This window comes from Acinetobacter sp. ANC_7634, from assembly GCF_056779875.1.
The window spans coordinates 62,582-75,183 of sequence record NZ_JBWYIT010000010.1 but is presented as its reverse complement, the minus strand read 5'-3'; the positions used below and the strand labels follow the sequence as shown (position 1 = coordinate 75,183).

Genomic DNA, 12,602 nt, shown 5'->3' with positions numbered 1-12,602 from the left:
TAAAAAAACGGAGCGTTTCAAACGCTCCATTTTTTATTCACAATAACCGTTTGGATTTTGTTTTTGCCAATTCCAGCTATCTGCCAACATATCTTCAAGCTTATATTGTGCAGACCACCCCAGCTCGTTAAATGCTCGTGCACTATCTGCATAAAAGCAAGGTAAATCCCCTGCTCTTTTCTCTACAAACTCGTATGGAATTTTAACCCCATTCACTGCCTCAAAAGTTTTAACTACTTCTAAAACAGAAACTGGCACACCTGTACCAATATTCCATGCTCGACATCCTTGAGCATTTAATCGATTTTCTATCGCTAGCACATGCGCTTTGGCCAAATCGACCACATGAATAAAATCGCGTTCACATGTACCATCAGCAGTCGGATAATCTGAACCAAAAATGGAAAGTTTGTCACGACGCCCGACTGCAACCTGTGTAACAAAAGGCATTAAATTATTCGGAATCCCTTGCGGATCTTCCCCAATTTGACCACTCTTATGTGCGCCAACAGGTTTAAAATAACGCAGTAAAGCAATTGACCAAAGTGGATTGGCTTGTGCTGTCTTTACTAACAGTTGCTCCACCACCATTTTGGTATAGCCATAATTATTATTGGGCATACTTAGCGGCATATTTTCCTGATACGGTGATGGATTTGTCTCACCATAAACCGTTGCAGAAGAACTAAAGACCAACTTAAAGACTTGGGCACGTTCCATGGCTTTGACTAAGCTAATCGAGCCAGAAATATTATTCTCGAAATACTGCAATGGGATTTGCTGACTTTCACCAACCGCTTTTAAACCAGCAAAATGAATCACAGCATCAATCTGATGATTTTGGAAAATTTGATCCAAAATCGCTTGATCAAGAATATCACCCTCGATAAATTCTAAAGATTTAGAGGTTAAAGCTTGAACGCAATTCAAAGATTCTGGTGAGCTATTCGATAAATTATCAAGAACAATAACTTCATGTCCTGCATTTAACAATTTAACACAGGTATGCGAACCAATATATCATGCACCACTCGTCACTAAAACTTTAGACATTGTCTTTTCCCATTAATATCTGAATTAAACCTTGTGTCGACGCATCAAGATTCGATACATCTGTTTGTTCTCCACTTAAAATCGGCAATAGTTGATTGGCAATCTCCTTGCCTTTTTCAACACCCCACTGATCAAATGGGTTGATATTCCAAAGCACGGATTGAACAAAGACTTTGTGCTCATACATGGCGATCAGCATACCCAAACTATAAGGATTCAGCTCTTGCATTAAAATGGTGGTGCTCGGTTGATTACCTGCATATTGTTTATATGCAGGTAAATCTACAACTTCATGTTGATCCAATACCTGATTACCAAATGCCAATAAACGAGACTGTGCCAAACAATTTGATAATGCTAAATGATGTTGTTCGATTAACGCATCTGCATTATCGATATAAGTAAATTGTTGCCCGTTATAACGCTTAACTGGTGCAATAAAATCACAACTGACGGACTGTGTCCCTTGATGCAATAACTGATAAAAAGCATGCTGTGCATTGGGTCCTACTTCGCCCCACACAATCGGACAGGTATCTAAATCGACTTTCTTGCCATCGCGTTGAACTGACTTACCATTCGATTCCATTTCCAATTGTTGTAAATAAGAGGCGAAATATTTCAAACGACCGTCATAAGGCAATACAGCATGGGTTTGAATATCTAAGAAATTTGTGTTCCAAGCACCCAGTAAACCCATCAGTACAGGTAGATTTTCAGCAAAAGGCGCTGTTTGGAAATGCTGATCTATGGCATACGCCCCTGCCAACAACTGCTTAAAGCCATCTAAACCCACGGTTAAAGCAATCGGCAAACCAATACAAGACCATAAGGAATAACGACCACCGACCCAATCCCAAAGGAGCAGTTGATTTTCAGGTGCAATTCCCCAAGCGGTCATTTTTTCAGGTTTGGTCGAAACTCCGATAAAATGGTGTTTTAAAACTTTCGCTTCCTGACCTAAAGCTTTTTCCAACCATAAACGTACCGTTTGAGCATTGGATAAGGTATCAATCGTCCCAAATGATTTCGATGAAATAATAAAAAGTGTCGTTTCAGGGCGCAGCTTATGTAATAAATCAGAAAGCTGACTACCATCCATCGTGGATACAAAATGCACATTAAGTGGCTTTTCTGTCGTTTTCTTAAAATCAGACAGTGCATGACTGACCATAAGCGGCCCTAAGTCCGATCCTCCGACACCAATATTGACCACATCCTGAATCACTTCACCAGTTGCACCGCGGTATTGCCCTGCATGAATTTTATTAACCAAAGCATACATTCGATCCAGTTGTGCATGCACTTGTTTTGCCAATTCAGGATGAGTCAGATCATGCTTCGGTAAACGAAGTGCCCAATGCATGGCTGCTCGGTTTTCTGTGTAGTTGATCTCTTGTGTCGAGAATAGACGTTTGATCCAAGGATTAAGGTCGTGCGCATTTGCCCATGCGACCAAAAGATTTAAAGCGTCTTGATTAATACGATGTTTACTAAAATCAAATACAATTGGTGAAACAGTCACAGAAAATTTTTCAAAACGTGTAGCATCTTTGGCAAATAACTCAGTTAGATGTAATTGCGCAAATTCAGCTTTCAATGTGTTTAATTGTTGTATGACTGTCGCACGATCTTCAACCGCATAAGGTTTTGCATGACTGCTCATTAGCGACCTACCCCCATATAAGCAAATCCTTGTGCTTTCACATAACTTGGATCGTAAATATTTCGCCCATCCAAAATCAGTGGATGGTGCATGGTTTTTAATAATTCAGGATAATCAGGACTCCAATATTGCTTCCAAGCGGTCAGCAAACACAGCGCATGTGCGTCTTTGACTGCATCATATTGGTCTGTACAGTAGATTAAGTCGGGACGATGGCCATAAACTTTTTCAATTTCAGGCAAAGCTTGAGGATCATGTAACTTCACTCTGATCCCTTGCGCCCAAAGTGCGTTCAACATGGTGTGAATCGGAGATTGCTGAATACGTGAGGTATTTTCTTTAAATGCAGCACCCCAAATCGCAACAGTTTTACCGTTTAAATCACCATGATAATAATTCCATAATTTACGGAATAGAATTTCTTTTTGTTGTTCGTTAATATCCCAAACTTGTGCCAGCAGTTGACTCCTTGCACCCGCACCTAACACCGTTTGCGTCAATGTCAAAATATCATGTGAGAAGTTCTCCCCACCAAAACCTGCACCTGGATATAAATAAGATGCGCCAATACGGCTATCCGCTGCCATGCCTTGACGCACTTGTTCAATATCAATCCCCATTTTTTCAGCTACTACCGCCAAGTCATTAATATAACTAATACGTGTCGCCAACATGCCAGAAATACTCAGTTTGGTAAATTCCGCATCCAAAATTGGCATAAACAAATATTGTTGTTCACGTGGAAATAAAGGACGTAGTAACTCTTTCAGCGTACTTTTTGATATGTCATTGTTACAGCCAACAATTAGCTGACTCGCCTGAGTGAAACTATGCAGTGCATTACCTTCTTGAATCACATCTGGCAAATAAACCCAGTGATCTTGTGAGAGTACGCTTTCAAATTTTTGTGTTCCGCGCAAACCCAATGTTGAAGCATTAATCATGAGTTTAGGATGAATGATCGGACGCTGTTTCAGATCACGCAGGATCTCGATAGCCTGTACTTCTTCTGTTGGATTGAAGCTATATAAATAGACATCACTGTCTAAGGGAATGTCATCAAATTTGCAGTAGGTCAAAAAGCCTTTGGTATGTTGCTTATTCAATAAATGCTGCACCGCTTCATCTTGTGCATATACCTTTTCAGAAGCAGGTTTTGTCAACAAATCACACCAATACACAGTATGACCACATTCAGCCAGTAAAGCGGACATTACGCCTGAGTATAGCGTCTGACCAAATACGGCAACTTTCATAACATCCCCTAGCTAAATAGCTTAAAGTTTAAGTTCTTGAATCAATGCTTTAAAATCTTGACCTAAATCAGGATGAGTTACACCATAGTGTAATACAGCTTTTAAATACCCTAACTTGCTACCACAATCGAAGGTTTGGCCCTTCATACGATACGCTTCAACTGTATCCGTTTGCTGTAGCATTGCTATTGCATCAGTCAGCTGAATTTCATTGCCTGCCCCTTTCGGAGTCTGTTCAAGGAATTGCATGATTTTTGCAGACAAAATATAGCGACCAACGACAGATAAATTTGATGGTGCAGTACCAATCGAAGGTTTTTCAACAATACCTTGCATTTTAATACTGTGACCTTCTGCAGGCGTAGATGCAACATCAACAATACCATATTGATCCACCATATGATCAGGCACAGCTTCGACCATAATCTGTGATGCTTTGGTTTCATTAAAACGTTGAATCATCAAACTCAAATCATTCTTGTCTGATGAATCTTTAACAAGAACATCTGGTAAAAGAACCGCAAAATCATCTTCACCTACAACCGCTTTTGCACAGAGTACTGCATGACCTAAACCTAATGGTTGTGGCTGACGTACACTAATCACACTAACGTGAGGTGGTAAAATTTCAGTAATTTCTTTAAGCAGATCAAATTTCTTTTTAGATTGTAAAGTCGTTTCTAACTCAAAATTACGGTCAAAATAGTTTTCAATTGAAGCTTTTGAAGAATGCGTCACTAAAATAATTTCTTCAATACCTGCAGCAACTGCCTCACGTACCACATATTCAATCGCAGGACGATCAACAACAGTCACCATTTCCTTAGGAATAGACTTACTTGCAGGTAAGAAACGTGTGCCAAGGCCTGCAACAGGGAGAATAGCTTTCTTAATCATTTTATTAATCACAAAACTTAGGAATTACTTAGAGCCCACTTTAACTTTAGACTCATTTTGGTTTGAAAATCGCACAGCTCCAACCTTTTGATCAGGAGCATTAATCCCTTCTTTAGCCAGGATGACCTTAACTGTTTTAAACATAATTTTAAAATCAAGCCAAATAGATTGGGTTTCGACGTACTTTACATCAAGTTCAAATTTTTCTTCCCAAGAAAGATTATTACGTCCACTGACCTGAGCCAGACCAGTCATTCCAGGTTTTACTTCATGTCGACGCATTTGTTCAGGCGTATAGTGATCCAAAAACTCTTTCATTTGAGGACGCGGGCCCACAATACTCATGTCACCCTTCAACACATTAATAAGTTGTGGCATTTCATCCAATGTAGTAGAGCGAAGCTTTTGACCAAATGGTGTGATCCTATCTTCATCAGGCAAAGGGTTACCATTTTTATCAAAGGTATCTTTCATTGATCGAAACTTAATCATTTTAAATATTTTGGCATCTTTACCTGGACGTTCTTGCAAAAAAAATACTGGTGAACCTAGCTGTTTTCTCACCTGATAAGCAACGAATGCAAAAATAGGTAAAAGTACAATAATTGCTATTAATGCAATAAGTATATCGAGAAACCTTTTAAGCATTGTAGAAAATCCTAGTATATTTCTGATTTAAAACTAACTTGATCTAAGCATTTAGCGTTTAATTGATCACGGCTAGGATCAAAAAACCATCCCCATTTGTTGAAATATTTAATCGCACTTTGTAAGTGTGCTTTCAATAATTTAACATTCTTATATGATGCTTGCTCATGATGATGCACAACTTCTGCTAGAGGATAGTAGATTGTACCGAATTTTTCAGCACATCTTCTAGATAAATCTATATCTTCTAAATACATAAAAAATCTTTCATCAAAACCATTGAGTTCTAACAAACAATTAGACTTAAAAAGCATAAAACAGCCAGATAAATAAGGCACAAAATAGGCTTGATCAAGTTCTAAATCTTTCAATAAATAAGTTTGATCTAGTTTTTCAGCCAATTTAGGAGAAAATCTACGAGCAAATAGATTAAGTGGACTCGGCAATAATCTTGCACCAAACTGATTTTCTCCACTAGGGTACATAATTTTAGGCAAGAACAGGCCTTCTGTACGGGTTTCAGCAAAATTTACTAGTTTTTTAAATTCACAATCAGTAAATTGAATATCAGGATTACAAATTAAGAAATAATCACTTTCTTGTGCGTACTTTTGAATTGCAACATTATGACCATAACCAAATCCAAAATTACCTTCAGATTTTATATACGTTACTTTAGGATGTAAAAATTTAGATGCCCAATCACTATGCTCATTATCTACTAAAATAATCCTAGAAATAGCGGAAGACTTTAATAAACTATTCAAAGTAGGCTCAAGCTCTTGATAGCCATGTTTGTAGATTACAATTGATACATTTACTCTAAACATGATAATCCTTACTTTGTTTTAACCCATCACGTATTGCTTTTAAATAATACTTAATATATTCATTTTTCTTATCTTTAATTAAAATTAATAATATCTGATGAACGAAATTTGATAGCATCAATTTTATTGTAAGAATTTTTGGAATATATGGCATCTTCCACATAAAAAATAAATTTCTGATCCTATAGTATCTCCTGAAACCAGAATGAACTGGAATATTAAACCCTAAAAATCGAATAGTATCATCGCCTATGCTATGTTCCATAATTGCATTTTTAGAGATGAAAATTTTATACCCCATACTTATTGCTCTAAAACACCACTCAGTATCTACATAATCGATAAAAAATTCATTTTTCATAAAGCCAATTTTTTTGAGCGCATTAATAGAAATCAATGTTCCAGATGAAATTAGACAACTTACTTCTATCGAATCATCTATATTAACAACATCAAGCTTGTCAATTAATCCAAATCTGTTTAATTTTAAAGCCGGAAAATAAAAATTATTTTTTTTATCAATAAACTTAGGACCTAAAGCTGCAATATTTTTATTTTTATTTTGAATTAATTTAAAATCATTATAAATATTATCAATAAATGAATTATCAATACAACTATCTTGGTCAAAAAACAAAATCTCTGAAATAGATTTTCTATTATTAAAAACATCACTAATAGCAAAGTTTTGTGCAAAAGCTATTCCTTTATTTTCTGGGAGACTTACTAAGCATAATTTTTCAGAAAAAATAGAAGATGAAATATCACTTAAAATACATTTATCTGAATTATTATCTAGAATATAAATAACTTCCACACTATCAGAATTCAAAAGCACATTAACTAATTTTATAAGTGTTTGAAAACAAGGATTGTAAGAAACAATAGCAACAGCAATCAATTTAGACCTCTATTTAAAAAAATATTAGTATTTGAATTTTTTCCAAATGAATTAAAACATAATGAAAAAACAAACCATAGCATAAAATTACCTATAAATGATGCCTCAAAAACCCCATAAACAAAAAAACCTATAAAAAGTCCTATTCTCAATCTTGAATAAGCATCGTTAGAGTTATTTAACTGATAAAAAATAAATATTAAAAAAATCAAGACTGAAAACAATCCATAATAGATATAAGATAATAAATACATATTATCAATACCACCATATAAATCTTGTATTTTTTGATAAGAAGAAAAAGACACCCCCAAAGGAAAACTATTATTAATAATATCCATATAAATTAATGTTCTATCCAACCTACCATTCTCCTGAAGATTATTAAATCTATTCATTAAAGGAGTGTTTTTTATAGACATAAATATTAAAAAAAAAGAAAAACCAAATGTAAACATTTGTTTAAAATTCTTTAGAGAGAAAAAAAACAAAACAATTATTAAAAATAAAATTGATGCTCGTGATTGAGTTAAAACAAGAATACAAAGAGAAATAAGAAATAAGAAATACTTTTTATTAACATAAAAGCCTATTGAAACTAAAGCACTTATGATTGCAATTACATTAGGATTAAGTGTACCATTGCCAAATACAATAGGCCAAAGCCTATCATTCAACATAAATACACTTTTTGTATCACCATATCTCTGCTCTAAAAAAGGTAAAATTACTAGAAATGGTAAAAAAAAGAAAGAGTATAGTTTTAACGATTTTAAAATATCAAAAGAAAATTTTGTTGAATATAATAATATAGAAAAAACCATTAATATATAAATTTTAAAGTTATCAAAACCAACCAATAAAAAGAAAGGAGAAATAAATAAAAATACACATAGATTAACTATATTTGACTTAATAGCGCTCATTAAAAAAATTAAAGAAATTAATAAAAAATAATAAGTACCAAAAACAAAAGATAAAAAGTTAAAGATAATTACCGCCAAAAGCAATATTTCACTTTTTAAAATTTTTAAATTTAAAATCATATCAGTTAAACACTTTTGAATTAGCTATGTTTTTTAAAAAAACAGATAGTCTCAACATAATACTTTTACATATTTTTAATACAATATTAATATCCCCATGCTCTCTTAATTTAAAATAAATTGAATTACCCCTAGCATTTCCATTTAAAAATTCATATTTCATTTTATTTTCTTTAATTATATAATCAAAACTTAATTGATCTCTTATTGAATTTTCATTTACACACAACCACCACTCCTCCATAGCTTTAACAACATCATTTTCACAATGTTTTCTAAACATAACATTAGTTTCTGCCAATCCTGCATTTGAGGGATAGCCATTATCAATACATTTTTTAATCTGCAAATACACATTTTCTACTGAATCTTTTTCAAAATTTATACAAGCTAATGCCTCCTCATAAACACAATTTCTTAAATAATGTTTAAATGTATATATTTTTGTTTTTTTAACAAAAAAATATTCATTAATAACTTTACTAAGATCATCAATTATATCAATGTTTCCATCAACCCAAATACTGTATTTATAGCCTTTTAAGTACTTATGTGGTCTTATTTTTATTTCTCTAGCTTGTTTTCTTGGTGAATCACTATTCTTTTCAATAGTGACAATCTTCCAAATATTACTTTTTAAGTTTTTATTATCGGTAAAACATATATAGTCTACATTTGGTGTAATTATTTTGGGGTCACAAATCTTGTCAAATCCACCCATAATTGCAGTATATACAACAACTTTATTTGAATTCTTCATTTTAAATAACCTTTAAAAAACATCTTTATTTAAAATTGCATTTTTCAATACTGGTGCCAACTCATCTTTATTTGTCAAAAATAAATTTATTTTCTCATCAAACGGCCATTTAATTTTAATATCTGAATCATTCCAAACTATTGAGCGTTCACACTCTTTGGAGTAATAATCCGTCGTTTTATACAAAAACTGAGTATTATCTTCAAGTGCAATAAAACCATGTGCAAAACCTGCTGGTATCCAGAATTGTTTATGGTTATCACCACTCAATTCAACACCTACCCATTGACCAAAGGTTTCAGAGTCTTTACGAATATCAACTGCAACATCCCAAGCACGCCCCTGAACAACGCGGACTAATTTACCTTGAGCGTGTGGATTTAACTGATAGTGCAAACCACGCAAGACACCTTTTTTTGAAAAAGAATGATTATCTTGAACAAATGTTGGGATATCTAATCCACGATCAGCTAAAGCTTTTTCAAACACCTGCTGATTAAAGCTTTCCATAAACCAGCCACGATCATCCCCGAATACACGCGGTTCAAAAATCAATAAATCTTTAATCTTGGTCTCTATGACATTCATAACACAAACTCTAATTTAGATAATCTTTTAATAACAAAGTGCCCACTTGGGCACTTTGATTTTATTTCGCTTTAGCCGTATGTTCCTGATATAGTTTAAGCAAATATTGCCCATAACCTGTTTTCTTAAAAAACTCTCCACGGGCTTTAAGCTGCGTTGCATCAATCCAACCATTGTTGAATGAAATCTCTTCAAGACTTGCTACTTTTAAGCCCTGACGGTTTTCAATGGTTTGGACAAACTGACTCGCTTCAAGCAAAGAATCATGGGTACCAGTATCTAACCAAGCAAATCCTCTACCCAAAACCTCGACATTCAAAGCATTCTTGTCAAGATAAATATTATTTACATCTGTGATTTCAAGTTCACCTCGATGTGAAGGCTTAATATTCTTTGCAATCTCGACAACATCGTTATCATAGAAATATAGACCTGTTACAGCATAATTCGATTTTGGTTGTTCAGGTTTTTCTTCAATGCTTAATGCTTTCCCTTCAGCATCAAAATCAACCACACCAAAACGCTCTGGATCATTCACATAATAACCAAACACTGTTGCACCACTGGTTTGATGAGCTGCCCGTTTTAGCTGATCACTAAAATGCTGACCATAGAAAATATTATCTCCTAAGATCAAGCAAACATTATCATCACCAATAAATTCTTCACCCAAAATAAAGGCTTGAGCTAAACCATCTGGAGATGGTTGAACTTTATAAGATAATTCAATACCTAGTTCTTCACCAGTGCCCAATAATTTTTCAAAATTAGGCAAATCTTCAGGCGTAGAAATAATTAAAACTTCACGAATACCCGCTAACATTAATACGGATAAAGGATAGTAAATCATTGGCTTATCGTAAATTGGAAGCAGTTGCTTCGATGTTCCCATTGTGATTGGATACAAACGAGTACCCGAACCACCAGCCAATATAATACCTTTACGCTTTATTGAAGTTGTCATGTTTTTAAAATCTCATTCATTACTTGAGCTACGCCTTGCTGCCATTCTGGCAAGCGAAGTTTAAAAGTTTTCTGCAATTTCTGCGTATTCAATCTTGAATTCAATGGCCTACAAGCAGGTGTTGGATAAGCCGAGGTCGCAATTGGATTTACTTTTTGAATAGCTAAATTCACACCACTTTGGCGAGCTTGCTCAAAAATATATTGAGCATAATCATACCATGTAGTTTCACCCGTTGGTGCCAAATGATAATGCCCATGTAATTGTAACTGTTGTTCAGATGGCTGCAATGTGTAATAGCGCAAAACTTGTGCCGTAACATCAGCAATCAATGCTGCACCTGTTGGTACACCAACTTGATCCTGAATAATCCCTAACTCTTCTTTGGTTTGTGCCAACTTCAACATCGTCTTAATAAAATTATGACCATGTGCACCATATACCCAGCACGTACGGAAATTAATAAAACGCACTTGGCTATTTTCTAAGGCAATTTCACCATCACGTTTAGTACGTCCATAATGGTTTATGGGTGCTTTGACATCATCTTCAGCCCAAGCACTTGTACCCGTCCCATTGAATACATAGTCTGTTGAGTAATGTATTAACAGTGCATCCTGTTGTTTGCATTTTTCTGCCAAATGTGCAATTGCAAGATGGTTAATCAGATCCGCTTGATCTTGTTCAGATTCAGCCTTATCTACAGCTGTATAAGCAGTGGCATTTACCACAATATCAGGTTGCACTTGCTTTAATACATGTTCAATCGCTGTAAACTTTGCAATATCACCACATAGACCATCGCCATTGATAGAACGATCCAAAGCAATCACTTCACCAAGTGGCTGTAATGCACGTTGCAATTCCCAACCGACTTGACCATTTTTACCTAAAAGCAAAATTTTCATCTAATTAATTAAGCCTTTTCAGTTTGATATTGCTGTTGAATCCAGTTTTGATATTCACCACTCTGAATGTGCTCAACCCACTCCTGATTATTCAGATACCATTCAACCGTTTTACGCAGTCCTGTTTCAAAGCTTTCTTGAGGTACCCAACCTAGATCTTTTTTAATTTTTGATGCATCAATGGCATAACGTAAATCATGTCCTGGGCGATCTGTCACATAAGTAATGAGATCTTGATAATGCTCAATACCTGATGGCTTATTAGGAGCTAACTCCTCAAGTAAAGCACAAATAGATTTCACAACATCAATATTTTTCTGTTCATTATGTCCACCAATATTATATGTCTCACCGACTTTTGCCTCTGTTACAACTTTATATAGTGCACGTGCATGATCTTCAACAAATAACCAATCACGAATCTGATGTCCATTACCATATACAGGCAATGCTTTCCCGGCTAATGCATTTTGAATAATAAGAGGAATGAGCTTTTCAGGGAAATGATAAGGTCCGTAATTGTTTGAACAATTTGTAATAACTACAGGCAAACCATAGGTACGATGCCATGCACGGACTAAATGGTCTGAACTTGCCTTACTTGCCGAATAAGGAGAGCTCGGTGCATAAGGAGTAGTTTCTAAAAATAATTCATCAGTTCCTTCGAGATCGCCATATACTTCATCGGTTGAAATATGATGGAAACGGAAAGCTTGTTTTTTTGCTTCCTCTAAAGTGTTCCAATAATGTCGAGCAGCTTCGAGTAATTGATACGTTCCAATAATATTGGTTTCAATAAAATCTGCCGGTCCAGAAATTGAACGATCTACATGTGATTCAGCAGCCAAATGCATTACAGCATCAGGCTTGAATTCAGCAAAAAGTTGATCTAGTGCTGTACGATCACAAATATCAGTTTGTGAAAAACGATAACGTTCATTATATTCAATCAACGCTAAGGATTCTAAATTTCCTGCATAAGTAAGTTTATCGACATTTAATACATGATGATCTGTATTCTTTATAATATGACGTACGACAGCAGAACCAATGAAACCCGCACCGCCTGTGACAATTATATTCAT

13 protein-coding genes are annotated in these 12,602 nt (G+C 34.8%); all 13 read right to left on the bottom strand.

Features of this window, described 5'->3' with window-relative positions; all coding sequences use genetic code 11:
• Positions 1-33: 33 nt before the first annotated feature.
• The 13 genes from galE to rfbB all read right to left on the bottom strand — a co-directional run bounded on the left by galE (position 34) and on the right by rfbB (position 12,602).
• Positions 34-1,017, bottom strand: coding sequence for a UDP-glucose 4-epimerase GalE (gene galE / locus AC1M9A_RS11045; protein ID WP_481610248.1), 984 nt, complete (start codon positions 1,015-1,017; stop codon positions 34-36).
• A 28-nt stretch (positions 1,018-1,045) separates the two neighbouring features.
• Entirely contained in the window at positions 1,046-2,719 is a 1,674-nt protein-coding gene (gene pgi / locus AC1M9A_RS11040) for a glucose-6-phosphate isomerase (protein WP_481610218.1), read from the bottom strand.
• On the bottom strand, positions 2,719-3,975 hold the full coding sequence (locus AC1M9A_RS11035; protein ID WP_481610217.1) for a nucleotide sugar dehydrogenase: 1,257 nt from the start codon (positions 3,973-3,975) through the stop codon (positions 2,719-2,721). The genes pgi and AC1M9A_RS11035 overlap by 1 nt, the downstream gene beginning before the upstream one ends.
• 21 nt (positions 3,976-3,996) lie before the next feature.
• Positions 3,997-4,872: a UTP--glucose-1-phosphate uridylyltransferase GalU gene (galU, locus tag AC1M9A_RS11030; protein ID WP_481610216.1), complete on the bottom strand. Its 876-nt coding sequence runs from the start codon at positions 4,870-4,872 to the stop codon at positions 3,997-3,999.
• A 24-nt stretch (positions 4,873-4,896) separates the two neighbouring features.
• A complete protein-coding gene (locus AC1M9A_RS11025; RefSeq protein WP_481610215.1) occupies positions 4,897-5,520 on the bottom strand; it encodes a sugar transferase in 624 nt (207 codons plus the stop codon).
• Positions 5,521-5,531: 11 nt separating this feature from the next.
• A complete protein-coding gene (locus tag AC1M9A_RS11020) occupies positions 5,532-6,350 on the bottom strand; it encodes a glycosyltransferase (protein ID WP_481610214.1) in 819 nt (272 codons plus the stop codon).
• Positions 6,343-7,251: a glycosyltransferase family 2 protein gene (locus AC1M9A_RS11015; RefSeq protein ID WP_481610213.1), complete on the bottom strand. Its 909-nt coding sequence runs from the start codon at positions 7,249-7,251 to the stop codon at positions 6,343-6,345. Before AC1M9A_RS11015 ends, AC1M9A_RS11020 begins: the two co-directional genes overlap by 8 nt.
• Positions 7,248-8,297 carry an O-antigen polymerase gene (locus AC1M9A_RS11010; protein ID WP_481610212.1) on the bottom strand — a complete coding sequence of 350 codons (1,050 nt, stop codon included), beginning with the start codon at positions 8,295-8,297 and terminating at the stop codon, positions 7,248-7,250. The genes AC1M9A_RS11015 and AC1M9A_RS11010 overlap by 4 nt, the downstream gene beginning before the upstream one ends.
• Before the next feature lies 1 nt (position 8,298).
• Positions 8,299-9,057: a glycosyltransferase domain-containing protein gene (locus AC1M9A_RS11005; protein ID WP_481610211.1), complete on the bottom strand. Its 759-nt coding sequence runs from the start codon at positions 9,055-9,057 to the stop codon at positions 8,299-8,301.
• A gap of 12 nt (positions 9,058-9,069) precedes the next feature.
• On the bottom strand, positions 9,070-9,645 hold the full coding sequence (gene rfbC / locus AC1M9A_RS11000) for a dTDP-4-dehydrorhamnose 3,5-epimerase (protein ID WP_481610210.1): 576 nt from the start codon (positions 9,643-9,645) through the stop codon (positions 9,070-9,072).
• 61 nt (positions 9,646-9,706) lie between these two features.
• Positions 9,707-10,609, bottom strand: a complete 903-nt coding sequence (gene rfbA / locus AC1M9A_RS10995) for a glucose-1-phosphate thymidylyltransferase RfbA (RefSeq protein ID WP_481610209.1) — start codon at positions 10,607-10,609, stop codon at positions 9,707-9,709.
• A complete protein-coding gene (rfbD, locus tag AC1M9A_RS10990; RefSeq protein ID WP_481610208.1) occupies positions 10,606-11,517 on the bottom strand; it encodes a dTDP-4-dehydrorhamnose reductase in 912 nt (303 codons plus the stop codon). Before rfbD ends, rfbA begins: the two co-directional genes overlap by 4 nt.
• Positions 11,518-11,525: 8 nt before the next feature.
• A complete protein-coding gene (rfbB, locus tag AC1M9A_RS10985) occupies positions 11,526-12,602 on the bottom strand; it encodes a dTDP-glucose 4,6-dehydratase (RefSeq protein WP_481610207.1) in 1,077 nt (358 codons plus the stop codon).